Source organism: Bradyrhizobium sp. CCBAU 051011, from assembly GCF_009930815.1.
Taxonomy (GTDB): domain Bacteria; phylum Pseudomonadota; class Alphaproteobacteria; order Rhizobiales; family Xanthobacteraceae; genus Bradyrhizobium.
Map to the genome: position 1 here is coordinate 7,226,122 of NZ_CP022222.1, position 25,177 is coordinate 7,251,298.

Below are 25,177 nucleotides of genomic sequence, written 5' to 3' on the forward strand. Positions count from 1 at the left end.
GCCTTCACACCGGGGTGCCGTCTCCGAAGCAACGGAGCCGACCCCTCCTCTTATTCCGTGGTGCTCTCGTCTCCCGGACCTTACGTCCGGTCGCTTCGAGACGCCTTAGAACGATGTGCCACCGCCAAACTTGAATTGCTGCACGCGGTCAAACTGACCCTTCGTAAGCGGAACCGCATAGTCGAAGCGCAGCGGACCGAACGGCGAAGCCCAGATGATGCCGACACCCACCGAGGTGCGTACCAAGTTGCCGTCGTCATACTGCAATCCCAAACAGGTTCCGGCGTTGGCATTCGGGGATTGCGTCGGCGGGACGCAGCCAGGCACGTTCACCTCACCCGTTGCCGCCCACGACGTCGGCCCCTTGTAGTCCCATAGTCCGCCAGCGTCGGCATAGACCGAGCCCTTGAGCCCGACTTCCTTCGGCAGGAACCAGAACGGCATCTGCAGTTCGAACGAAGCGCCCCAGTACTTGGTGCCGCCCAGCGCGTCACGCGTGCCGAAGGGGTTGAGATCGCGCGGACCGATGCCGTTCGGCGCGAAACCGCGAACGAGGTTCGGGCCCATCTGGAAGTGATCGAGCATGCGCAGCTCGCTGCCGCCGAACTGGTTCAGCATGCCGCCCTGGAGGTGGATCAGGCCGACGATATCGGCGACCAGCGGGGTGTAGTACTTCGCGTCGATCGCGGACTTGATGTACTTCACGTCGCCGCCGAGGCCGGCGAAGTCCTGTTTCCAGTCAATCAGCAAGCCGTCGGTCGGGTTCTTGTTATTGTCCAGCGTGTTGTAGTTCAGCGAATAGCCGACCGACGAAGTCAGCGCCTTGCCGCTCTGCAACTCCCGGCGAATGGGCAGCGAAGCTTCGCCATCGCTGTAACACCACAGGCCGGCACCGGAAGTGTCCGTGGCGGTTTGGCCTCCCGACGTGATCGATCCGCCGTTAGGTGCGCCCACCAGATTCGCAAAGGCCGGCGATGGGTTGAACGCGAGCAACGAGTTCGATGAGTTGTTGTTGCAGTTCGCGAGCGTGCTCGGCAGCTGGATTTCCTGCTGGTAGATCGAGTAGCGCAACTGCAGCGCGAGGTCTTCACGCAGGGTGAAGCCGAGCCGCGGGCTGAAGCCAAGCGTCTTGGTGCCGTAGGCAATGTAGCTGTTGGCCAATTGCTCGCGATAGAACAGGTCGAGGCCGAGCGCGACGCGATAGTCAAACAGATAGGGGTCGACGAACGACAGCGAACCGCCGCGCGCGTACTGGCCATAGGTCACGGCTGCCTTCGCATACAGGCCGCGGCCGAGGAAGTTGCGCTCGGAAATGCTGACTTCGGCCAGCGCACCGTCCGTGGTCGAGTAACCGCCCGACACCGAGAAGTCGCCGGTCGACTTCTCTTCGAGGTCGACGACCAGGATCACGCGGTCGGTCGACGAGCCGGGCTCGGTCAGGATCTTCACGGCCTTGAAGAAGTCGAGGTTCTTCAGCCGGCGCTCGGCACGGTCGACCAGCGCACGGTTGTAGGCGTCGCCTTCGGACAGATCGAACTCGCGACGGATCACGTAATCACGGGTGCGGGTGTTGCCGCGGATATTGATGCGCTCGATATAGGTTCGCGGGCCTTCATCGACGGCGAACACGATCGAAACGGTGTGCTGCTCGAAATTGCGATCGCCGCGCGGGCGCACCACGGCGAACGCGTAGCCGCGCCGTGAGGCCTCGATCTGCATTTCCTCCACGGATTTCTCGAGTGCTTCGGCATTGTAGACCGAGCCGACGGCGACGCGCGAGAAGCTGCGCATCGAGGCCGCATCGAGGGTTGGAATCGAGGTCTGGAAATCGACGGAGGCAACGCGATATTGCTGCCCTTCCTCGATCTTGAAGGTGACGAGGAAGCCCTTCTTGTCGGGATCATACTCGGTCAGCGCGGCAATCACCTGGACGTCGGCGTAACCGTTCTTGAGATAGAAGCGACGAATCAGGTCGCGGTCGGCCTCGACCCGGTCCGGATCGTAGACGTCGGCGCCGCCGAGGAAGCTCAGCAGGTTCGATTCGCGGGTCTTGATGACGTCCTTCAGGCGATAGGACGAATACGCGACGTTGCCGACGAACTCGATCGACCTGACGCCGGTCTTGGTGCCCTCGGTGATCGTAAAGATCAGGTCGACGCGGTTGTTCGGCTGCTCGATGATTTCAGGGGTCACGCGCACGTCGTAGCGGCCGGAGCGCCGGTAGATTTCAGCGATTCGCTGGGCATCCGACTGAACCATCGGGCGCGAGAACGTGCCGCGCGGCTTGGACTGGATTTCGGCCGAGAGCTGCTCGTCCTTGACCTTCTTGTTGCCTTCGAAGGCGATGCGCCCGATCACGGCATTTTCGACCACGGTCACGACCAGCCGGCCGCCGACCTGGTTGATTCGCACGTCCTGGAACAGGCCGGTCTCGATCAGCGCCTTCAGACCATCGTCGATCTGGGCCTGCCCGAGGCGGCCGCCAGGTCCTGGCTTGAAATAGGAACGGATGGTCTCGACTTCGACACGCCGGTTCCCCTCAACGGCGATCGACGCCACTGTCTGGGCCGCAGCCGGCACAGACACCAGCGCGCCCCCCATCGGCGCGGCCAACATGATCAGAGTGCCCAGCAGAGCCCCCCGCACTCGCATTCCCAACATCATGCGCAACGCGCCCTCGTCATTGCATGCCGGCCCGTACCCCTACGAACCGGCAGATTCCCAAGTTGCATTGCTTGTAGCTAATTTCGACAGGGGGGCAAACCAGACTTCACGCGGCAATTCCAATTTCATTCCAAGGCGTTGCCAATGGGCAACGTCACAAAAAAGCCGCTACTACGATCTTCCGAACAGCCCCTTCAGCCACGGCACCTGATGGAAATCGTTATAGAAAGCGAACACCATCAGCATCAGCACCAGAACAAGCCCCACGCGGAACCCGTATTCCTGCGATTTTTCCGACAATGGGCGTCCCCGCAGCACCTCGGCCGTGTAGAACATAAGGTGGCCGCCATCCAGCAAGGGAACCGGGAACAGGTTCAGCAGTCCGATCGAAATGGACAGCACCGCTGCCAGATGCAGCAAGGGAATCAGCCCCAGCGTGGCCACCTGCCCTGAAATCTGCGCGATCCGAATCGGCCCGCCGATCTGGTCCGCGCTGGCCCGGCCGGTGAAGATGTTGCCGATATAGGACAGCGTCTGCTCGATAACGAACCAGGTTTCCTTGATTCCGAGCCAGAGCGCGGTCGCCGGATCGACCTTCTCGGTCGTCACTTCGCCCGGCGAGGTTGCGCGGGTGATGCCGAGAATCCCGAGCCGCTGCGTGTTTCCGAACGGATCCTTCACTTCACGCAGTTCCGGCGTGCCCTTCAATTGCAGCGCGGAATCGCCGCGCTTGACGGTGAAGGTCAGGGTGTCGCCAGCACGCACGCTGACTAGCCGCTGCATGTCGGAAAAGCTGCCGACCTTCTTGCCGTCGATGGCGGTGACGATGTCGCCGACCTGGAAGCCCGCCCGCTCGGCGGCGCTCGCGGCTTCGATCTTGTCGACGCGCGCCGTCGTGCTCGGCTTGCCGAAGAAGGTGAACAGGCAGGTGAAGATGACGATTGCGAGAATGAAATTCGCGATCGGACCGGCGGCCACGATGGCGGCGCGGGCGCCGACTTTCTTGTGATGGAAGCTGCCAGCCCGCTCTTCGTCGCTCATGCGGGCAAGCGTTTCGGCCGAAGCCGGCGTCGAGGCTTCCGATTCGTCGCCGAAGAACTTCACATAGCCGCCGAGCGGGATCGCGGAGATCTTCCAGCGGGTACCATGGCTGTCATTGAAACCGGCGAGTTCCGGCCCGAAACCGAGAGAGAAGGTCAACACCTTCACGCCGGCCCAGCGGGCGACGAGGAAGTGGCCGAGTTCGTGGAAGAACACGACGATGGTCAGCACAAACAAAAAGGGAATGATATAGCCGATGAGCCCGTGGCCCAACGTATTGAAACTGTTTAGAAAAAACTCAATCATCAGGTTCCCCTCGACAAGAGCCAAAGGCTCCGTCCCCAACCCTCTAGGATGCCTTTAAGGCAATTTGAGGCAATAGGGAGGCGGCTCTGTTTCGCGCGTTATGGTCAACGGAGATCGCGTCGTCAGCCGAGCTCAGAGGCGCAAGGTTCCCGGTGCGAATCCAGTCATTTATGGTGGCCTCGACGAGGCGCGCGATCGACCCGAACTTGATCTTTCCGGCAATGAACGCCGCCACCGCCACCTCATTGGCGGCATTGAACACCGTGGTCGCGCCACGCCCCGTACGTAACGCCTCGTAGGCCAGCCGCAAGCCCGGAAACCGCTCAAAATCCGGCGCCTCGAAGGTGAGCTGACCGATTTTCGCGAGATCGAGCCTCGCCGACGGGCCAACGATTCGCTCGGGCCATCCAAGGCAATGCGCAATCGGGATGCGCATGTCGGGTGCGCCGAGCTGTGCGACCACGGAGCGATCGGAGAATTCGACCATGCCATGGATGATCGACTGCGGGTGCACGAGAACGTCGATCTCGTCGGCGGAGAGCGCGAAGAGATAGGAAGCTTCGATGACTTCGAGGCCCTTGTTCATCATCGAGGCCGAATCGATCGTGATCTTCTGGCCCATGCTCCAGTTCGGATGCTTCAACGCCTGCTCCAGCGTCGCCTGCTCGATGTCGGCCGGCGCCCAGGTGCGGAACGGGCCGCCGGATGCGGTGATGATCACGCGCACCAACTCTTCGCGATTGCCGGAAGAGAGCGCCTGAAACAGCGCGTTGTGCTCGGAATCCGCCGGCAGAATGCAGGCACCGGCTTTTGCCGCGCGCTGCATGAAAAAATCGCCAGCACAGACCAGGCATTCCTTGTTCGCCAATGCGACGGCAGCGCCGCGATCGACCGCGGCGAGCGCTGGCTTCAGCCCGGCCGCACCGCTCACCGCCGCCATCACCCAGTCGGCGGGACGTGCCGCGGCCTCGATGATCGCGCTTTCACCGGCGCCGCATTCGATGTTCGTGCCTGCCAGTGCGTCCTTCAGTTCGCCAAGGCGCGCGGGATCGGCGATTGCCGCGAATCGTGCGCCGAATTCCTTTGCAAGTTTAGCCAGCGCTTCGACATTGGAATTCGCGGTCAGCGCCTCGACCTGGTAGCGGTCGCGCGCGCCGCGCAGCAAATCCATGGTGCTGTCGCCGATCGAACCGGTGGCGCCTAGCACCGTGACCGTACGCACGGCGGCCAACGCGGCCTTGTTGTTACGCAATGGAACTGCGCTCATCCTGTCACCAAACCATAAGACCGCGGCCGACGCCATCGGCGCCGCCCCGCAGAAGGCCGAAAAGTGCCGCCACGACGACGGCTGCGACAAATCCATCCAGGCGATCCATTAGTCCGCCGTGGCCGGGAATAATGTGACTTGAGTCCTTTACGCCAAAACGCCGCTTCACGGCGGATTCGAAGAGATCGCCGAGCTGCGAAGCCACCGAGAGGACCCCCGCAAGCATCAATAGCGGCCCGATTCTGCCCAGATCGAACACCGCAAACCCGATTGCCACGGCGAGGCTGGCGGCAAAACCGCCGATGGCGCCCGCCCAGGTCTTTTTCGGGCTGACGCGCGGCCAGAGTTTCGGCCCGCCGATGCCGCGGCCCGCAAAATAGCCGCCGCTGTCGGTGACCCACACGATCAGCAGCACGAACATCAGGGCGGCAAAGCCCTTCACGGAATCGAGACGCACCAGCACCGAGGCAATTTCGGCCGCCGCCGCGTACAAAAAGCCCGCCGCCGCCCAGTTTCGCCGTTCCGGGGCGATCGCCACAACCGCGACGAAACCAACCGCCAACACAATCAGCGCGGCATCGAGCCGGCCAAACGCAAAGCAAATTCCGGCAATCGCAAGCGCCGCCACGCCGGGCACGATCACACGCATCGCGCCGGCGAGACCAACGATTGCCAGCCATTCCACAAACAGGCCGATCGCCGCCAGCGTCACCAGCGCGGCCCACAGAAAGCCGCCCGCATAGGCGATGGCGACCGCTAGCGGGATCAGTACCGCGGCGGCGGCGATGCGCATCACGAGATTGCGCGAATCGGGTGCGCTTGCTGCCGCCGGCGCGGCCTCGGGCTCGGTCACGATCCGGTTTTCGCGGCCAGACCGCCGAAACGGCGTTCCCGTCTGGCATATTCGGCAATGGCGCTTTCGAGCGCGGCCTTGTCGAAATCCGGCCAGTGGATCGGCACGAACACGAGTTCGCTGTAAGCCGCCTGCCACATCAGGAAGTTCGACAGCCGCTGCTCGCCGCTGGTGCGAATGATCAGGTCGGGATCGGGAATGTCGGGCGCATCGAGATATTGCCCGAGTGCATCGGCATCGATCGATGCCGGATCGCGCTTGCCCTCGGCCACCTCGCGCGCCAAGCGCTGCGCGGCGCCGGCGATTTCCTGGCGCGATCCGTAATTGAACGCGACCACGAGGTTGAGCTTGGTGTTGGTCTTGGTCAGTTCCTCGGCTTCGTTCAGCAGCGTGCAGATGTCGGGCTCCAGCCCTTCCCGCTCGCCGATCACGCGCACGCGGACGCCGTCGCTATGCAGCGTCGCCAGATCGTTGCGGATGAATCGGCGCAGCAGGCCGAACAGGTCGCCGATTTCGGTCGCCGGCCGCGACCAGTTTTCGGAACTGAACGAAAAGATCGTCAGATAGAGGACGCCGAGTTCATGGGCGGCGCGAACCACGCGACGCAGCGCGTCGACGCCGCGGCGGTGGCCTTCGGCGCGCGGCAAGCCGCGCGCTGCCGCCCAGCGCCCATTTCCGTCCATGATGATCGCCACATGCAACGGGACGGATCGGTCAGATCCTTCCGTGGCGGGGGCGGCGGCGTTCGGCATCATCAATATTCCAGGACCAGTCTCAACTCTTCAACGTTGCCTTCAAACGGTGAGGATTTCCTTTTCCTTCGCCGCCAGCAACTGATCGATTTCCGCAATCATTCCGTCGGTCGCCTTCTGCACATCGTTGGCGAGCCGCTCCTGATCGTCCTCGGAAATCTCATGATTCTTCTCGAGCTTCTTGACGATATCGAGCCCGTCGCGGCGGACATGGCGAACCGCAACCTTGGCAGCTTCGGCGTATTTATGCGCGACCTTGACCAGTTCCTTGCGCCGTTCCTCATTGAGCTCGGGAATCCGCAGGCGCAGCACCTGCCCTTCGGTCGCCGGCGACAGGCCAAGATTGGAATCGACGATGGCCTTTTCGACGGCTTTCACCATCGACTTGTCCCATACCTGCACAGAGAGCAGGCGCGGCTCGGGCACGCTGACGGTCGCGAGCTGGTTGAGCGGCATATGCGTGCCATAGGCATCGACCTGCACCGGCTCCAGCATGGACGCCGCCGCGCGGCCGGTCCGCAATCCGCCCAACTCGTGCTTGAGCGAGTTAGTGGCGCCTTGCATGCGGCGCTTCAATTCGTTGATGTCAAAACCGGGCGTGGGCATAACACTCTCCCCTCCTTAGAAAACCAGCCGCCGGCATCAAAAGCTGGCGGTTCGAAGCAGCACCAGCCTGTCAGCCGGCAACCACCGTGCCGTGGCCGGTCCCGCGCAGGATCGCGCCGATCGAACCCGGCTCGGCGATCGAGAATACGATGATAGGCAGTGACGTCTCGCGGGCAAGCGCGAATGCTGTCGCATCCATCACCTTGTAGTCGCCGGCGATCGCCTGCGAATGCGTCAAACGGTCAAAACGCTTGGCCGACGGGTCTTTTTTGGGATCGGCGCTGTAAACGCCGTCGACATTGGTAGCTTTGAGCACCGCCTGCGCCCCGATCTCGGCCGCCCGCAGCACCGCCGTGGTGTCGGTGGTAAAGAACGGATTGCCGGTTCCGCCGCCGAGCAGCACGATTCGTCCATCCGCGAGGTATTTGTGCGCTGCACTGCGGGTGAACAGCTCGGAAATCTCGGGCATCACGAAGGCCGAGAGCGTCCGCGCCGGCGCACCCTTGCGCTCGATCGCCGCCTCCAGCGCCAGGCAGTTCATCATGGTGGCGAGCATGCCCATGGTGTCGCCGGTCGGACGCGACACACCGCGCGAGGACACTTCCACGCCGCGAACGATGTTGCCGCCGCCGATCACGACGGCCACCTCGACGCCGAGCTTCTTGGCCGCGATCAGGTCGTCGGCGATGCGATCAACGGTGGGCTGGTCGATGCCGAAGGACTGGCTGCCTGCGAGATACTCGCCCGAGAGCTTGATCACGACGCGACGATAGACCGGCTCAGCCATTGCTTATCGCTTTCCTCTCCCGCGCAGGCGACTTCCGGCGCGGCCGCGCCGGAAGACTAGTACCGCAGCGGTTACTTCTTGCCGCTGGCCGCCGCGACTTCGGCCGCGAAATCGGATTCCTGCTTTTCGATTCCTTCGCCGAGAGCATAGCGCACAAATCCGGCAATCTTCACCGGCGCGCCGACCTTGCCTTCAGATTCCTTGACCGCCTGCGCGACCGACTTGCCGGTGTCGTGGATGAACGCCTGATCCAGCAGGCAGACTTCCTTGTAATAGGTCTTGAGGCCGGACTCGACGATCTTCTCGATCACGTTGTCGGGCTTGCCCTGCTGGCGGTACTTGTCGGCCAGCACGTCCTTTTCGCGCTTCACGATCTCGGGGTCGAGGCCGGACGGATCCAGCGCCTGCGGATTGGTCGCGGCGACGTGCATCGCAAGCTGGCGGCCGAGCTGAGCAAGTTCATCGGTCTTGCCGGCCGATTCCAGCGCGACCAGCACGCCCATCTTGCCGGCGCCGTCGATCACGGCGCCATGGACGTAGCTCGACACCACGCCCTTGCCGACCTCGAGCGAGGCCGCACGGCGCAGCGACATGTTCTCGCCGATGGTCGCGATCGCGTCCGAAATCGCGGTCTCGACGGTGACGTCGCCGACCTTCGCGGCCTTGATCTTCTCGACGTCGGCGCCGTTGTGGAGCGCGACCTGGGCGATCATCTTGACGAGGCCCTGGAACTGCTCGTTGCGAGCCACGAAGTCGGTCTCCGAATTGACCTCGACCACGACGCCCTTGGGGCCCGAGGTCACGGCGCCGATCAGGCCTTCGGCCGCGACACGGCCAGCCTTTTTCGCAGCCTTCGACAGGCCCTTCTTGCGCAGCCAATCCTGCGCGGCCTGCATGTCGCCGGAGGTTTCGGTGAGGGCTGCCTTGCAGTCCATCATGCCTGCGCCGGTCGACTCGCGCAGTTCCTTGACCATCGCCGCCGTGATCGTTGCCATCGTCGAATATCCTTCTTGCCTGTTAGCCACGGGCAACGGCACGGTTTGCGCCGGCCGCCGTCAGCTACAGGGAATGCCGTAATCTGGGGAGCAGAACCGGTGGCCGGAAGACCCGGCCACGCGGCGTAACAATTATTCCGCTTCCGCGGTCAGCGTCTTGGCCTGGGCGACCCAGGCATCGGCGCGGCTCGGAAGACCAACCTCTTCACCGATCTTGTGCGCGGTGTCGTGATCGAGCTCGGCGAGCTGCCAGTAGTGGAAGATGCCGAGGTCGTTGAGCTTCTTCTCGATGGTACCAGACACGCCGGTGAGCTTCTTGAGGTTGTCGGCGGTGCCGCGCGGACCGGCCAGCCCCTGGAAGCCGGCCGGCTGCGGAGCCGCCGGAACTTCCTCGCGAACCGGCTGAACCGCGGCGCCGATGTCGATGCCGGAATCGCCCTGCGCGCGCGAAATGCCGTCGATGGCGGCGCGGGCCACCAGATCGCAATACAGCGAAATGGCGCGGCCGGCGTCGTCATTGCCCGGCACCACGAAGGTGATGCCCTTGGGGTCGGAGTTGGTGTCGACGATGGCGGCAACGGGAATGTTGAGCCGCTGCGCTTCCTGGATCGCGATGTCTTCCTTGTTGGTGTCGATCACGAAGATCATGTCGGGAAGCCCGCCCATGTCCTTGATGCCGCCGAGCGAGCGGTCGAGCTTGTCGCGCTCGCGCTGCAGCGTCAGCCGCTCCTTCTTGGTATAGGAGTTGGCTTCGCCCGACGAGAGCACCTCATCGAGGTGACGCAGGCGCTTGATCGAACCCGAGATCGTCTTCCAGTTGGTCAGCGTGCCGCCGAGCCAGCGCGAGTTGACGAAATACTGCGCCGAGCGCTTGGCCGCGTCGGCCACGCCGTCCTGCGCCTGACGTTTGGTGCCGACGAACAGGATGCGGCCGCCCTTGGCGACGGTGTCGGACACCGCCTGCAGTGCACGATGCAGCATCGGCACGGTCTGGGCGAGGTCGATGATGTGGATGTTGTTGCGGGCACCGAAGATGTAATCCGCCATCTTCGGATTCCAGCGGTGCGATTGGTGACCAAAGTGAACGCCAGCTTCGAGGAGCTGACGCATAGAGAAATCGGGTAGCGCCATAGTTATAGTTCTCCGGTTGGTTCCTCCGGAAACGTGTGAGCAAACGAGCCTGATTGGCCCGGTTGCCACCGGACGGCCTTTGAGAGCCATGTTTCCGTGTGAGATGGCGCGCTATATAGCCGGATTCCAGCCAGAAGCAAGGAAATACGGCCGGATTTTCGGTCTTGTAGATCAGCGATTCAGGGCCGCCTCGGGCCAGACCCGGCGGATCTGGCCCTTTAACAATCAGCATCGGGCTCCTGGCGGGCAGCTCCTGGCCGGAGCTGGGCGGGCCGCTGGCGGCGGTGCAGCCATCCGAGGCGGCGGCGGCGGTGGCGCGGCCATACGCGGTGGCGGCGGCGGTGGAGCCGCCATCCTCGGTGGAGGCGGCGGCGCGGCCATACGCGGTGGCGGGGCCGGTGGCGCGGCCATCCTGGGTGGCGGCGATGGTGCCGCCATCCTCGGTGGAGGAGGCGGCGGCGCAGCCATGCGCGGCGGCGGGGCCGAGGGGGCGGCCATCCTGGGTGGAGGCGACGGGGCTGCCACCCTCGCCGGTGGAGGCGGTGCGGCCATCCTGGGCGGCGGTGCCGACGGAGCAACGCGTGCAGCGGACGGTGGCGGAGGCCGGGCCACCTGCACCGCGGACGGCGGCGGCGTTCGTCGCGATTCAGGCTGCAATTGAGGTTTTGGAGCAACCGCAGCCGCAGGTCTTGAGGGCGCGGCCGCGCTTGGGGGCGGTGCGACCACCCTTGACCCTTCTCTTGGCCCTTCTCTTGGTTGCTGGCCAGCCGGCGCCGTTGCGCCGATCGCGGGTCTGGCTCCGGCAGCGGAAGGTGCCGCCGATCCCGGCGGCGGACCGCCCGGCCCAGGCCTCGCGTTCGGACTGACGGCGGCGCTCGGAGGCGCCGGTGGCGTGCCCCTGGCGCCCGGGACCGGCAGGGCGTTGGTCCTCGGCACGGGCTGCTGTGTCGACGGCAGCGCGGCTGGCGCGTTTGCCGGTTGCACTGCGTTCGGCCTTCCGGTCTGCCCCGCGGGAGTACCGGGCAGACCCGTTCTCACGGCGGGATTGATCGTGGCGCTCGGCGGCACCGGCGCCTTGCCCTGCTGGATCAGCGTCGCCCGCTGCGCCACCGCAGGCGGCAGCACAGGCGTGGCGCTCCCCTGCCCCGGCGCAGCCACCCGATCCGGAGTGCCGGGGCGCCCGACAGGCCTGCCGCCAGGTCCGGCCATACCAGGTCCGGCCACGGGCGCAACCGGCGGCCGGTTGATCACGCTGTTGATGACGGCCCTGTTGTGGATGTTGGCATAGATGATGTTGTTCGGCGGCGGCGCCACGTAGCGCGGCGGTCTGACATAGACCGGTATCGGCACGAAGATCGGCTGCGGCAGGATGAACAGCCCGATCGGCGGCGGCGGCGGCTCCAGCACCACGAAATCATCCGGCGGCGGCGGCAGGTAATAGACCGGCGCCGGTGGCGGCGCGACGAAATCGAATTCGGGATCGCCGAAGGCCAGCACCGGACGATCGATATAGATTAGCTCGTCCGGCGGCGGCGGCGGCACATCGTAATCGATCACGTCGAATGTCGGCGGCGGCTCCAGCGGCGCGGTGAGAATGGTGAGGCGCCGGCGTGCGTCGGCCGCATGCGGCCCGCGCGGGTAGCGTTGCAGGTACGACCAATAGGCGTTCGGAGTGTCGGTGCGGTAGGTGCGGCGCCAGGTGATCGCCTCGCGCCGTGCCGCCGCGATCGCCCTCACCCGCTTGGCCAGGGGATCGCTCGCATAGGCGCCGAGAAACTCCTCATAGCCCTGCAGCGTGTCGCGCTCGACCGCCATGGCGTAGGCATCCTGCACGCCGAGTTCGCGGATCGGCTTGCTGCGGACGGCGGCGGCCTGATCCGCCGACGGCTGCGCCGGCGCGTCGGGCTCACGCTCGAAGAACGTGAAGGCCGCATCGACCTTCTGGCTGTCCCAGGGCATCTGCGCGCCCTTGCTCGCCTCGTTGACGCGGAGCCGCAGGCGATTGAAGACCTCCGGCAACGGCAGTCCGCCGGTCCGGATCATCTCGGCCAGCGACTGGGCGTAAATGCCGTACGGCCCCTGCTCGGCCGGCGCCACGGTTCCGGGCGCCGCGTTGAACGCGATCAGCATGTGCGGGTCGGCCTCGACGAGGGCGAGGCCACTTGCGATCTGCCCGTCGACGAAAGGCTGCTGGCGCGCCGCATCCAGCACGACGATGCCGGCCTTCAGCGGCAGCGAGGCGAGCTGGCGGATGTAGTCGCCGGTCCGCAGCGCCTCGGTCGGAACGTCGGTATCGCGGTTGATCGCTGAATCGACCGGCACGAAGTAGTTGTCGCCGGCCAGCTGCAGCCCGTAACCGGCCAGATAGACCATTGCGACCGTATCAGGCCCCGAGCTGTCGGCCTTCTGGATGAAATCGCGGAAACTCTTGCGCAGCGTGTCGCCATCGAGATCGCGGGCGCCGACCACGTCGAAGCCTGCCGCCTGCAACGTCTGCGCGATCAGGCCGGCGTCGTTGGCCGCGGTCGCCAGCGGCGATTTCGCGTAAGCGCCGTTGCCGACCACCAGCGCAATGCGCTTTTCCGGTTGCTGCGCCGCGGCGGGGCTCAAATATCCCGCCAGCGCCGTGACGAGACACATCGCGAGGATCGACAGACTTCTTACTAACCGCATGGCTTCCACCCTGTCGCCGCCCGAGCGCCGCATCGAAGGCTCGTTGAGCTGAACATTTCTTGAATAAATACGCTCGCAGCAAGGCAATTCGCGCAAAATCCGACCGAGACGGGTCCTCCCTCGACGGTTCCAGCACCGAATTCGCATTGTCGCGGCCTGCCGGCGGGCGTATCTTGCTGCAATCGTGTTCGCCCGCATCGTGAGGCGACTGCGCGAGTTCCTCCCGGTGTGCGGATTGCCCATGCAATGGAGGAGCCGCCATGACCGTTTCCCCGACCCTGCAGAAGTACCTGGATCAGAGCGTCACCTACGACGTGATCCCGCATGCCCCAACCATGTCATCGAACCGTACGGCCGAGGCTTGCCACGTGCCGGGCGAGGCGCTGGCGAAAGCCGTCGTGCTCCGCCGTGACGGCGGCTACATGATGGCCGTGCTTCCGGCCTCCCATCACCTGCATCTATCGGCCCTGAAAAGTCAGCTCGGCCACAAGGTCGACCTGGCGAGCGAGGACGAAATCGAACGGCTGTTCGAGGACTGCGAGCGCGGCGCGATCCCGCCGCTCGGTGAGTGCTACGGGCTGGACGTCATCATCGACGACAGCATCGACGCGCGACGGGAAATCTACCTGGAGGGCGGCGATCACGCGACGCTGATCCGCATGGATGGCGACCAGTTCGCCCGACTGACGGCGAAGGCCTGGCGCGGCCACTTCAGCACCCACGATTGAGGCCCGCGCACTTCCTTCGGTCGTCCGCGTCGATTTCGACGCGGACGCCATCGCGCGTGAACGGCAAGGACTGCCGCCGTATTCAGTGATGGGCCGCGACGCTCTTCACGCACCCGGCCAGCAAATCATTGGGTGCAAAGCGGCTGACATCGCCCAGGCTGATCATGCCGACCATTCGCTTGCTCTTGTTGATCACCGGCAACCTTCGGACCTGCAGCGCCTCCATGTGATGGACGGCCTTGGCAAGGTCATCGTCCTCCCGGCAGCAATGAATGCCTTCGGTCATCACGTCGCGCGCCAGGGCGCGGCTGGGGTCGAACTTGCCGTTCGCAATTCCTTTGCAGACGATGTCGCGATCGGTCACCATCCCGACCAGCTGGTCGTTCTCTCCGATCGGAATGCAGCCGATGTCATGTTCTCGCATCAGTTTGGCAATTTCGGTGATGGGCGTATCGGGATTGACCCAGTCGACGCCCTTGTGCATCGCGTCTTTGACTTTCATGGCGGACCTCCGTCACTGCGATTTCAGGTGAAATTCACGTGATGCAGCACAGTTCCCCCTCGATGCGATTATACGCCGGTTCGGCCGGGGCGGAATCGCAAAGGCAATGAAAACTTCTTGAAAAGACGATCGCGACGTAGCGCGCTGGACCGAAATGGTCCGCGCGCTACGCCGTTACCGATGTCAGGACAGGTTAGAAGAAGCCGAGCTTCTTCGGGCTGTAGCTGACGAGCAGGTTCTTGGTCTGCTGGTAGTGGTCGAGCATCATCTTGTGGGTCTCGCGACCGACGCCCGATTGCTTGTAACCGCCGAACGCGGCATGCGCCGGATAGGCGTGGTAGCAATTGGTCCAGACCCGACCGGCCTGGATGGCGCGGCCGAAGCGGTACAGCCGGCTCGCATCGCGGCTCCAGATGCCGGCGCCGAGACCGTAGAGCGTGTCATTGGCAATCGCGAGCGCCTCGTCGTCGTCCTTGAAGGTCGTGACCGAAACGACGGGTCCAAAGATCTCCTCCTGGAACACGCGCATCTTGTTGTTGCCCTTGAACACCGTCGGCTTGACGTAGAAGCCGCCGGCAAGATCGCCCGGCAGCTCGTTGCGCGCCCCGCCCGTCAGCACCTGCGCGCCCTCTCCGCGGCCGATGTCGATATAGGACAGGATCTTCTGCATCTGTTCGGAGGACGCTTGCGCGCCGATCATGGTGGCCGGATCGAGCGGATCGCCCTGCACGATCGCCTCGACGCGCTTCAAGGCTCTTTCCATGAAGCGGTCGAAAATCGATTCATGGATCAGCGCGCGGCTCGGACAGGTGCAGACCTCGCCCTGGTTGAAGGCGAACATCACGAAGCCTTCGATCGCCTTGTCGAAGAACTCGTCGTCCTCGGCGGTGACATCCTTGAAGAAGATGTTGGGCGACTTGCCGCCGAGTTCGAGCGTCACCGGAATGAGGTTCTGGCTGGCATACTGCATGATCAGCCGGCCCGTCGAGGTTTCGCCGGTGAAGGCGATCTTGGCAATGCGCGGCGAGGAGGCCAGCGGCTTGCCGGCCTCGAGGCCGAAGCCGTTGACGATATTGAGCACGCCCGGCGGCAGCAGGTCGCCGATCAACCCCGCCCACACCATGATCGCGGCCGGGGTCTGTTCGGCCGGCTTCAGCACGACGCAGTTGCCGGCAGCCAGCGCCGGCGCCAGCTTCCAGCACGCCATCAGCAGCGGAAAATTCCACGGGATGATCTGCCCGACGACGCCGAGCGGCTCGTGGAAATGATAGGCGACGGTATCGTGGTCGATTTCGGAAAGGCCGCCCTCCTGCGCGCGGATCGCTCCGGCGAAGTAGCGGAAATGGTCGATCGCGAGCGGCACGTCGGCCGCGGTGGTCTCGCGGATCGGCTTGCCGTTGTCCCAGGTTTCGGCGAGCGCGAGCAGATCGAGGTTTTCCTCCATCCGATCGGCGATGCGGTTGAGGATCAGCGCGCGTTCGGCGACGCTGGTGCGGCCCCACGCTTCCTTGGCGGCGTGCGCGGCGTCGAGCGCATCCTCGACGTCCTTGGCGTCAGAGCGCGCAACCTCGCAGAGCAACTGCCCATTCACCGGCGAATGATTATCGAAATATCTGCCCGAGCGCGGCTCGGCCCATTTTCCGTTGATGTAGTTCCCGTAACGCCTTTCGAACGGGGCCTTCGCAGTCCGTGAGAATTCGACCTTGTTCATGGCTCTTCCTCGCAATGGCGTCGCTGGATGCGGCGCTCTGGGAAAACCATGGCGAAGGCCGGTTACGTTGTCAGTCCGTCCAAACTTGATCGCCGGCCCGCGTGTCGCAGAACTGCGACAGTGCGCGGGGCAATCGTCAGTGCGCGCGATGGAGGTCGAGGCGCCGCAGCTTTCGGTGCAGCGTCGCGCGGCTGATGCCGAGCGCCTCGGCGGCGGCCGAAACGTTACCGTCGCTGCGCGCCAGCGCCCGTTGTACCGCCGCCCGCTCGGCCTGATCGAGGTCGCGCGCCGGACTCGATGCACCGCCGAGCAGGTCGGCCGCCGGCAACGGTTTCTTCAGAAAGTCCCGCGTCACGCCGAGCGCCAGCCGCGCCGACCGTGTCGCACCGATGACGAGATCGTCGGCATCGACCGCAATCAGCCCGCCGCCGCCGCGATTGATGTCGGGAGCGTACAGAAAGCGCGCACCGGGAAACGCCAGGCGGAAATTCTCCGTCTCGATCCGCCGCGCGGCGTCGCTGACGGCAACCGATATGAGGTTGACGAAACCTTCGGTCAGGTCGGCGCGACAGGAGGAAACGTCGAGCGCCGCGGCCAGCCTGCCCTCGTGATCGTAGATCGGCGCCGAGGTGCAGCTCAACAGCGTGTTGCGCGCGTAAAAATGCTGGTCGCGATGAACGGTGAGCGCGCGTTGTTCGGCAAGACAGGTGCCGATGCCGTTGGTGCCCTCGCAATCCTCGCTCCAGACCGTTCCGGTCCACAATCCCCACGCCTTGAACGTCTCGTCGTCACACGCAGCGCCGCGCCGGTCGACCGGCACGCCGTTTCGGTCGGCCAGCAGCACGCAACATCCGACGCCGCCGACCGCGAGGAACAGGCGATCGAGGTTGGATTGAGCGGCGCGGACCAGCGGTTCGATCTGCTGCCGCGCCGTTTCGAATTCAGCCTGGCTCAGCCGGCGCGGCAGACTGCATTCGGCGGGATCGAGGCGATGAAAATTGGAGGACCGGCGCCAGGACGCGACCATGGCTGACGTCGCGGCCGAGCCGCGCGCGACCGTCGCCTGTACCTGATCGACATGGTGTCTGGTGGTCTGCGCCACGCTTGATCCTCCCGTGCTGTAAATTATTATGCCTGGAGCGGTTGACGAGTTGATGCAGATCAAACGCGCGGTCGTAACTGTCCCGTCCCCAAGCCGGCAATAGCCGATTATGCCTGACGACGCTGACAGGTTTTGGCAGCATGTCCTGGTAGACTTTAGTCGGCTTGGTAACGGGGCGATCGATGGCGCGCGCAGCGCCTGCTTGATCTCATTCAGCTTTTGCGCGGCTATCGGCGTCGGGTGAGCGGGCTCGTGCTGGCCGAGGCGCCCCTTGGCGGGCCAATGTTTATCGGCCCGCCTCCCCGGCCCTCGCCTTGCCGCGATCAGCATCGAGCCTGGCTTTCAACTGGCCGACATCACGGAAGAAGGTATCCTCCTCCTTGACCGGCACCACGCGAAGCGCCGGCGGCATAAGCAAGCGGGCGTTGTTCTGCCGGCCGGATTCGGAGAAGGCTTCGGACTGCTGCAGGGTCTGCGCTGCGACCGCGGTCGCCAGCACCGTGGTCACGATCGCGCCCTTCAGCCACAGTCGCGCCGGGCCGATCTCGCGCAGATGCAGGAAGCAGATTGTCGCAAGGACCGTCCAGGCGGCGGCATACTGATAGATGATGCCCGAAGGCCAGTTGAGGGCGAACGCGAAATAGCGCGCGAATTCGTTGTAGACGGTCAGCGCCAGTATGCCGGCAAGCGCAATCAGCAGGTTGCGCAGGAAGCGCGATCGGCCGGAAAAGATGCGCGATAGCAGCGCCCACAGCCCGGTCCAAAGCAATACGGCGGCGATGATCCCCAGCAGCGGCGTCAAATAGGACGAGGCCCGCGGCTCGGAAGTCTGGGCGAGCCAAATGGTAAGCGCAGACAGCCCGAGAACAGCGCTTGCGAGCCCCACAGCCAGCGCGACCGGCAGCGCTGGCCGATCGCGTGGCGCAAGCCGCTCGGGCTCGACCGCGTGGCTCGCCTGGCGGACACGCAACAACGTCTGCCCGATCCGGATCAGTTGCCTGCCGTCTGTCGCAAAGCGCGCTTGTTTCGCACGGACGCCATCGAGGAACGTGCCGTTGGCGCTTCCCAGGTCCTCGGCGATCCATTGCCCCGCATCGTCGCGAAAGATCCGCAGATGGCTCGCGGCAACATAGGGATCATCGACGATGACGTCGTTGTCGTAACCGCGGCCGATCCGCGCTTCCGCAGAGACGATCCGGAAACGTGCGGTGACCTCGCGATGGCGCGACAGAATCTCGATCCAGATTATCGCTTCACTTGTCATCGAGTCACTTGCACCGATTCAAGGAACCGTTTGCCGAGCGCGATCGCGTCCTCATAACCGATCGCCGGCAGGTTGAGCCGCGACACCAGCGCCTCGCGACCGTCGTCCTGGCTGACGGCGACCATGACAACGTTATAGAGGCCGTCGAATTCACGGTACGCCTGCGCGCACCAGATGGCGCGGAACGGCGGGTGGCTCGACGTGACGGCGGCGGCGACAAAGTCCTCGTGGCAGCGCTCCGGCGTGTACCATTTGCGGAACGGCCCACCGCCGACCACGCGCGGCTGGCTGAGGTTTGTCAGGAGCGAGGCGAGCTGGAATTGGTTGAGATCGATCGTCTTGACATAGGAATGGTTGATCTGGATCGAGCCGGTTGTGAGATCGGAGGCGACATACAGGCCGGTGTCGCTGGTGCAGGTCGTCGAATTGATGCTCGCGCGCGGCTTGGGCGTCGCATCCGCATTGGTCTGCGCCCAGCAATTGAACCACGATGCCGAGGTCTCCGGCGCACGGTACGGCCCGAGTGTGGCGGAACGGAAACCCCGGTCGGCAAACGATCTGTAGAGCGAGGCCTGCCAGGCGGCGAGCTGGCGCCCGACCTCGCCACGCAGTTCGGAAGGCGCAGCGCTGCGGCCGCGTACGCGCTCGAGCAGCGCCTCAGCGAAACGGGCGGGGACGAGGAAGCTGACGAGCTGGCCGCCGCGCCTGGTGGCGACATTGACGCCGACGACGCGGCCGTCAGCGGTGACGGCGGGGCCGCCGCTCATGCCCGGATTGAGCGCCCCGGTGAAGTGGACGCGTTCGTTGTAACTATGTTCGACCAGGCCGTTATAGGTGCCTTCGACGATGGTGAAACCGAGGTCGAGCGGATTGCCCATCGAGTAGAGCCGCTCGCCCTTAGGCATGGCTCCGTCCATCGCCGCCTTGTTGAAGGTGAAGAACGGCGCATCGCGCCTGTCGAGTTGAACGATCGCGAGATCGTTCGGCACGTCCACCCCGATCAGGCTGAGATTGCCGTGGCTGCCGTCAGCGCCCCGGTATTCGAGCCGGTAAGTCTTCGGCTCCAGTGCGGCCTGCGAGATCACATGATAGTTCGTGACCGCAAGCCCGTCGGCGGAGACGAGGAAGCCGGAGCCGATCGATGTCTGCCGTCCGGCATCTGCAAGCAGCGTACGAATTTGCAATAACCGCGGCGGCGCGGCAGCGTAAATGCCTTCCGCGGAAGACGATGGCGGACCGGCAGCAGACGCTGCGCTTGGTGCAAATGTTGCAGCAGACAGAAGCAGGAACGACAGAAGCAGGAGGGAGGCGCGCAACGCGCGGGCAATCAAGACAATCAAATCGTTCCCCAGTCCCGCGCTTCGAATTGACGCTAATCGGCCAGTTGCAGGTCCGCGAGCATCGTTCTCGCGGTCGGCTCGTCCAGCGGAATAAATTCGCCCGGCCCGAGATTATCGCTGCCGGACGTTGCGACAGCCGCGACCGCGACGCCGGCCAGTCCTCCGACCAGTGACATTCCGCTCACCGCATCATGCCTCGGGCTCGATTTGACGAGAAAGAAGTAGGTGCGGCCGGGCGCGGTGGTGAAATCGCGCCTGGTCTCGCCCGGAAACAGCGTTTCGCTCGCGACAAGCTGATGCGGACCCGCCGGGAGATCGGCATAGGCGTAGGTGCCTACCAGCACCTTACCCATTGGACTGCTATCCACCCTCACCTCACAGGCACAAAAGGCCATGGACAGCCCGTCGCGCTTTTTCTGAAGCACCACCACCCGGGACTGCCCCGGCTTCGGCGGGCCGATCTTTTGCGAGATCGCCGCATAGTCGGTACCGACCTTGGCCGTCATGCAGCCCGACAACATTAGCGCGCACGACAGCAACGCAATTCCACGCCCCAACATAACGCCCCCAATCGATTCCCCTCAACGGGCATATCCGGAAACACCGTGAGGTTGCAATAGCACTTATGGCGTTATCCGCGGGCGCCGGGTGACCCTACAGCGTCTGCACGTCGACCACGCCGGGACCGCCTTGATCGCGCCGGCGATCTACGGCGAGACCTTGAAACGGCCTGGCAGCTTCATTTCCACCTCGGTCTGCAGGTCGAGCATCATGACCATCGACACGTCGCCATCGGCGCCGCCTGATGGCGCGGGCGCGGGCTTTGCCGGCTGGCCCTTGGTCGGACCATTTGGCGCCGATGCCTCCGGCATGTTGGGCCGCCGCGCGACTGAGCCGCGGGAGATAACGGCGCCGCGCCCTATCCGGCTGCGGTCAGCTCAACAGCTCGACCTTGCCGGTTGCAAGCCGGTAGATGCCGCCGACCACTTTGATCTTGTTCTGCTCGACGGCGGCGTTGAGGATCGGTGCGGCCGACTTCAGCTTGGCGACGTTATCAATCACGTTCTGCCGAATGGCGTTGTCGAGCGCATTTCCGCTCTGCTGGGCTGACGCCTTCACCGAGGGTGCAATCGCGGCCACCAGAGACGGAATATGTCCCGGAGGCGGCTTATCGTCCTTCAGGGATTTGATCGTCGCGTCGACCGCACCGCAACTGTCGTGACCCAGCACGAGGATCATCGGCGTGCCAAGCACGGCGACGGCATACTCCATGCTTGCAACCGTATCGTCGTTGGCGAAATTGCCGGCCACGCGACAGACGAACAAGTCACCACGCGCGCTATCGAAGGCATATTCGGGCGCGATGCGCGAATCCGCGCAGCTCAGAACGGCTGCGTAGGGGTTCTGACCTCCGACCAATGCTTCCCTTTCATGCTTGAAGTCGTGGCGCCGCGATGTGCCGGCAACATAGCGCGCATTTCCTTCCATCAATTTCTTGAGGGCAGCGTCCGGCAACAACACGTTCTGCGGCTTGGGAGGAGTCTTCGTATCCTTGGCGTTAGCTGTGTCGGCGAGAGCTGTGTCGGCGAGCATTAGCCCGAGTGTCGAGGCCGCGAAGAGAACTACGGAACGCCGCGAGGGCGCCGTCGAATGAAGCTGATTTGAGACGCATTTTTCGCACATTGCACCTCTCCTTGCCTTCGGCGTCCGTGTCGCTGACGCCTGATCCGTGATAACGGTTATGATGGAGCGGCAAAGCTTCGGCGGAATCGGTTCTTGAGCCGCCGTAACAGATCGAGGATTCCCGCACACAATTAACGGTTGGCAGAGGCGAATTCGCTGCATGGCTCGCGAACAAGCGTTGGTTATAGCGTCTGCACGTCCACCACGCCAGCGACCGCCTTGATCGCGCCCGCAATCTGCGGCGAGACCTTGAAGCGCCCCGGCAGCTTCATTTCCACCTCGGTCTGCAGGTCGAGCATCATAACCACCGAGACGTCGCCATCGGCGCCACCCGATGGCGCGGTCGCGGGCTTTGCCGGCAGGCCCTTGGCCGTACCGTTTGGCGCCGATGCCTCAGGCATGTTGAGCCGCCGCGCGATCGAATCCAAAGGCTTGGTGTCGCGAACGAAAATCCGCAGGCCCTTTTGAGTTTTGGCCGCGGCATCATCCAGCGGCTCGGCATGCAGCACCCGGGCGCGGACGTCCTCGCCTTGCAGTTCGGCGCCGAGTTGCAGCAATACGGCAGCGCCCGGCTCGAGCACATCGCGATATTGCGCAAGGCCTTCGGAAAACAGCACGGCCTCGAAATGCCCGGTTGGGTCCGACAGGCCCATGATGCCCATCTTGTTACCGGTCTTGGTGCGGCGCTCCATCCGCGACACCACGGTGGCCGCGACCTTGCCCGCGGTCGCGCCGGTTTTGACGGCGCGGGAAAATTCCGCCCAGGACTGCACCCGCAGCCGCTTCAACACGGTCGCGTAATCGTCGAGCGGATGGCCGGACAGGAAGAAGCCGACGGCGTCGTATTCGCGGCGGAGTTTTTCGGCCGGCAGCCACGGCTCGATCTGCGGCAGCATGATGGTCGGCGCGTCGGCGGCATTGCCGAACATGTCGTTCTGGCCGATCGTCGCCGCCTCGTGGCTGCGCTGGCAGGCGGCGAGAATGGCGTCGGCACCGGCGAAGACGCGGGCGCGGTTGGATTCGAGCGTGTCGAATGCGCCGGCCGCGGCGAGACTCTCGATGATACGCTTGTTGATCGCGCGCGGATTGACCCGCGCGGCGAAGTCCGCAAGCGAGGTGAAGGCGCCCTTCTTGCGCTCTTCCACGATCTGATCGATCGCCTGTTGCCCGACGCCCTTCAGCGCGGCCAACGCGTAGTAGATGGTGTTGTCGCCGACCTCGAAGGTGGCGCCCGAACGGTTGATGTTCGGCGCCTCGACCTTGATGCCGAGCCGCTGCGCCTCGGCACGGAATTCCGAGAGCTTGTCGGTGTTGTTGAGTTCGAGCGTCATCGACGCCGCCAAAAACTCCACCGGGTAATGCGCCTTCATGTAGGCGGTGTGGTACGACACCAGCGCGTAGGCGGCGGCGTGGCTCTTGTTGAAGCCGTAGTCGGCGAATTTTGCCAGCAGTTCGAAGATCGTATCCGCCTGCCCTTTCGGCACGCCATTCTTCACCGCGCCGGCGACAAAGATGTCGCGCTGCTTGTCCATCTCGGCGCGGATCTTCTTGCCCATCGCGCGGCGCAACAGGTCGGCGTCGCCGAGCGAATAGCCCGACATCACCTGCGCGATCTGCATCACCTGTTCCTGATAGATGATGACGCCGAAGGTCTCTTTGAGGATCGGCTCCAGGACGGGGTGCAGATATTCCGGCTCCTCGTCGCCGTGTTTGCGGGCGCAATAGGTCGGGATGTTGGCCATCGGGCCCGGGCGATAGAGCGCCACCAGCGCGATGATGTCCTCGAAACGGTCGGGCCGCATGTCGATCAGCGCGCGCCGCATGCCCTGGCTTTCCACCTGGAACACACCGACCACATCGCCGCGCGCCAGCATCTGGTAACTCGGCGCATCGTCAATCGGCAACGTCGCCAGATCGACCTGGATGTCGCGCTGTCTGAGCAGTTTTACCGCGACGTCGAGCACGGTCAGCGTCTTCAGGCCGAGGAAGTCGAACTTCACGAGTCCCGCGGGCTCGACCCATTTCATGTTGAACTGGGTCACAGGCATGTCGGATTTGGGATCGCGATAGAGCGGCACCAGTTCGCTCAACGGGCGATCGCCGATCACGATGCCGGCCGCGTGGGTCGAGGCGTGGCGCGTCAGCCCTTCGAGGCGCTGGGCGATGTCGAAGGCGCGGGCGACCACCGGATCCTCGTCGCGGAACGCCTGCAGCTTCGGCTCGCCTTCGATCGCCTGCGCCAGCGTCACGGGTGCAGCGGGATTTTGCGGCACGAGCTTAGTGAGCTTGTCGACCTGGCCGTAGGGCATCTGCAGCACGCGGCCGACGTCGCGCAGCACGCCGCGCGCCTGCAGCGTACCGAAGGTGATGATCTGCGCCACCTGATCGCGGCCGTAGCGCTCTTGCACGTAGTCGATCACCTCGCCGCGGCGGTCCTGACAGAAGTCGATGTCAAAGTCCGGCATCGAGACGCGCTCGGGATTGAGGAAGCGCTCGAACAGCAGGCCGAAGCGGATCGGATCGAGATCGGTGATCGTCAGCGCGTAGGCGACCAGCGAACCGGCGCCGGAGCCGCGGCCGGGACCGACCGGGATGTCGTGGGCCTTGGCCCATTTGATGAAGTCGGAAACGATCAGGAAGTAGCCCGCATAGTTCATGCGGTTGATGACGTCGATCTCGAAGGCGAGACGCTTCTGATAGTCCTCTTCCGTAGTGCCGGGCGACAGGCCATGAACCTTAAGACGCCGTGCGAGCCCCTCCTCCGCCTGGCGCTTCAGCTCGGCCGCTTCCTCGGTTGCCGCATCCGAGCCCGATCCGGCACCGACGGTGAAACGCGGCAGGATCGGCTTTCGCGTCTTCGGGCGGAACGAACAGCGCTCGGCGATCTCGACGGTGGAGGCCAGCGCTTCCGGAATGTCGGCAAACAGCACCGCCATTTCGGCGCGGGTCTTGAAGCGGTGGTCCGGCGTGAGCTGATCGCGGTCGGTCTCGGCGATCAGCTTGCCGCCGGCGATGCAGAGCAGCGCGTCATGGGCCTCATAATCGTCATTGGATGCAAAATATGGCTCGTTGGTCGCGACCAGCGGTAGGCCCTTGGCGTAGGCGAGATCGATCAGGCCACCCTCGACGCGGCGCTCCTTGTCGATGCCGTGGCGCTGCAATTCGATATAGAGGCGATCGCCGAACAAATTCGCCAACCGCTCGCAACGGCTTGCTGCGAGCGCCGCATGGTCGGCCTGCAGCGCCAGCGAAATCGGGCCGTCGGGACCGCCGGTCAGCGCAATCAAATCCTCCGAATCGCCTTCCAGCCATTCGAGCTTGATATGCGGGGATTGATGGACCGGCGTTTCCAGAAACGCCCGCGAGTTCAGCCGCATCAGGCTGCGGTAGCCGCGCTCCCGCGCCGCCAGCAGCACGATTCGTGATGGCGCGGCGGCAAGCGCATTGCGCGCGTTCGGATCCTGATCGCCGAAATCGATGGCGAGCTCGCAGCCGACGATCGGCTGGATGCCATAGCCCGCCATCTTGTCGGAGAATTCCAGCGCCCCGAACATGTTGTCGGTATCGGTCAGCGCCAGCGCCGGCTGGCGGTCGCCTTTCGCCAGTTCGCCGAGCTTGGCAATCTTGATCGAGCCTTTCAGCAGCGAATAGGCCGAATGAACGTGGAGATGAACGAATCCGGCACTGGACATGCGCAAAATGGGCTCTTGCAGCGTGGTGGGGAGCGATCGCCGGCCGCTTACGTGCGCACCGACTCGCCGCCGCAATGGTG

General features: G+C 64.3%; 19 protein-coding genes and 1 pseudogene. 1 reads left to right on the top strand and 19 read right to left on the bottom strand.

Annotated elements, in window-relative coordinates; genetic code table 11:
* Positions 1-105: 105 nt before the first annotated feature.
* The 10 genes from bamA to ACH79_RS34125 all read right to left on the bottom strand — a co-directional run bounded on the left by bamA (position 106) and on the right by ACH79_RS34125 (position 13,075).
* Positions 106-2,664, bottom strand: coding sequence for an outer membrane protein assembly factor BamA (bamA, locus tag ACH79_RS34080; protein WP_161856697.1), 2,559 nt, complete (start codon positions 2,662-2,664; stop codon positions 106-108).
* Positions 2,665-2,835: 171 nt separating this feature from the next.
* Complete coding sequence (gene rseP, locus ACH79_RS34085) at positions 2,836-4,011, bottom strand: RIP metalloprotease RseP (RefSeq protein WP_202639098.1); 1,176 nt, start codon at positions 4,009-4,011, stop codon at positions 2,836-2,838.
* A 43-nt stretch (positions 4,012-4,054) separates the two neighbouring features.
* Positions 4,055-5,278 (bottom strand): 1-deoxy-D-xylulose-5-phosphate reductoisomerase, encoded by a 1,224-nt coding sequence (gene dxr, locus ACH79_RS34090; RefSeq protein WP_161854866.1) that lies wholly within the window; start codon positions 5,276-5,278, stop codon positions 4,055-4,057.
* A gap of 4 nt (positions 5,279-5,282) precedes the next feature.
* The gene (locus ACH79_RS34095; protein ID WP_161854867.1) at positions 5,283-6,131 is read right to left on the bottom strand and encodes a phosphatidate cytidylyltransferase; all 849 of its coding nucleotides are present in this window, start codon (positions 6,129-6,131) and stop codon (positions 5,283-5,285) included.
* Positions 6,128-6,883: an isoprenyl transferase gene (locus tag ACH79_RS34100; RefSeq protein WP_161854868.1), complete on the bottom strand. Its 756-nt coding sequence runs from the start codon at positions 6,881-6,883 to the stop codon at positions 6,128-6,130. Before ACH79_RS34100 ends, ACH79_RS34095 begins: the two co-directional genes overlap by 4 nt.
* Positions 6,884-6,925: 42 nt before the next feature.
* A complete protein-coding gene (gene frr / locus ACH79_RS34105; protein WP_161854869.1) occupies positions 6,926-7,489 on the bottom strand; it encodes a ribosome recycling factor in 564 nt (187 codons plus the stop codon).
* Between the two features lie 70 nt (positions 7,490-7,559).
* Positions 7,560-8,276: a UMP kinase gene (gene pyrH, locus ACH79_RS34110; protein ID WP_161854870.1), complete on the bottom strand. Its 717-nt coding sequence runs from the start codon at positions 8,274-8,276 to the stop codon at positions 7,560-7,562.
* Between the two features lie 71 nt (positions 8,277-8,347).
* Positions 8,348-9,271, bottom strand: coding sequence for a translation elongation factor Ts (tsf, locus tag ACH79_RS34115; protein WP_161854871.1), 924 nt, complete (start codon positions 9,269-9,271; stop codon positions 8,348-8,350).
* Positions 9,272-9,403: 132 nt separating this feature from the next.
* Positions 9,404-10,402 (bottom strand): 30S ribosomal protein S2, encoded by a 999-nt coding sequence (locus ACH79_RS34120; RefSeq protein ID WP_161854872.1) that lies wholly within the window; start codon positions 10,400-10,402, stop codon positions 9,404-9,406.
* A gap of 225 nt (positions 10,403-10,627) precedes the next feature.
* Positions 10,628-13,075 carry a caspase family protein gene (locus ACH79_RS34125; protein ID WP_161856699.1) on the bottom strand — a complete coding sequence of 816 codons (2,448 nt, stop codon included), beginning with the start codon at positions 13,073-13,075 and terminating at the stop codon, positions 10,628-10,630.
* A gap of 260 nt (positions 13,076-13,335) precedes the next feature.
* Between ACH79_RS34125 and ACH79_RS34130 the strand changes: the two genes are divergently transcribed.
* Complete coding sequence (locus ACH79_RS34130; protein ID WP_161854873.1) at positions 13,336-13,803, top strand: aminoacyl-tRNA deacylase; 468 nt, start codon at positions 13,336-13,338, stop codon at positions 13,801-13,803.
* Positions 13,804-13,885: 82 nt separating this feature from the next.
* Here ACH79_RS34130 and ACH79_RS34135 read toward each other — a convergent pair whose 3' ends face one another.
* The 9 genes and pseudogenes from ACH79_RS34135 to dnaE all read right to left on the bottom strand — a co-directional run bounded on the left by ACH79_RS34135 (position 13,886) and on the right by dnaE (position 25,097).
* Positions 13,886-14,305 (bottom strand): CBS domain-containing protein, encoded by a 420-nt coding sequence (locus ACH79_RS34135; protein ID WP_161854874.1) that lies wholly within the window; start codon positions 14,303-14,305, stop codon positions 13,886-13,888.
* Positions 14,306-14,498: 193 nt separating this feature from the next.
* Positions 14,499-16,016: an aldehyde dehydrogenase gene (gene adh / locus ACH79_RS34140; RefSeq protein ID WP_161854875.1), complete on the bottom strand. Its 1,518-nt coding sequence runs from the start codon at positions 16,014-16,016 to the stop codon at positions 14,499-14,501.
* A gap of 136 nt (positions 16,017-16,152) precedes the next feature.
* Positions 16,153-17,118: a helix-turn-helix domain-containing protein gene (locus ACH79_RS34145; protein ID WP_246738240.1), complete on the bottom strand. Its 966-nt coding sequence runs from the start codon at positions 17,116-17,118 to the stop codon at positions 16,153-16,155.
* Positions 17,119-17,404: 286 nt separating this feature from the next.
* Entirely contained in the window at positions 17,405-18,382 is a 978-nt protein-coding gene (locus ACH79_RS34150; protein WP_246738241.1) for an FHA domain-containing protein, read from the bottom strand.
* Positions 18,379-19,722, bottom strand: coding sequence for a S1C family serine protease (locus ACH79_RS34155; protein WP_246738242.1), 1,344 nt, complete (start codon positions 19,720-19,722; stop codon positions 18,379-18,381). Before ACH79_RS34155 ends, ACH79_RS34150 begins: the two co-directional genes overlap by 4 nt.
* Positions 19,723-19,754: 32 nt before the next feature.
* A complete protein-coding gene (locus tag ACH79_RS34160) occupies positions 19,755-20,228 on the bottom strand; it encodes a DUF2846 domain-containing protein (protein ID WP_246738243.1) in 474 nt (157 codons plus the stop codon).
* Positions 20,229-20,429: 201 nt separating this feature from the next.
* Positions 20,430-20,615 (bottom strand): annotated as a pseudogene (locus ACH79_RS34165) (hypothetical protein); the annotation flags it as partial.
* 40 nt (positions 20,616-20,655) lie between these two features.
* Positions 20,656-21,405: a carbonic anhydrase gene (locus ACH79_RS34170; RefSeq protein ID WP_161854878.1), complete on the bottom strand. Its 750-nt coding sequence runs from the start codon at positions 21,403-21,405 to the stop codon at positions 20,656-20,658.
* A gap of 182 nt (positions 21,406-21,587) precedes the next feature.
* The gene (dnaE, locus tag ACH79_RS34175; RefSeq protein ID WP_161854879.1) at positions 21,588-25,097 is read right to left on the bottom strand and encodes a DNA polymerase III subunit alpha; all 3,510 of its coding nucleotides are present in this window, start codon (positions 25,095-25,097) and stop codon (positions 21,588-21,590) included.
* Between the last annotated feature and the right edge of the window lie 80 nt (positions 25,098-25,177).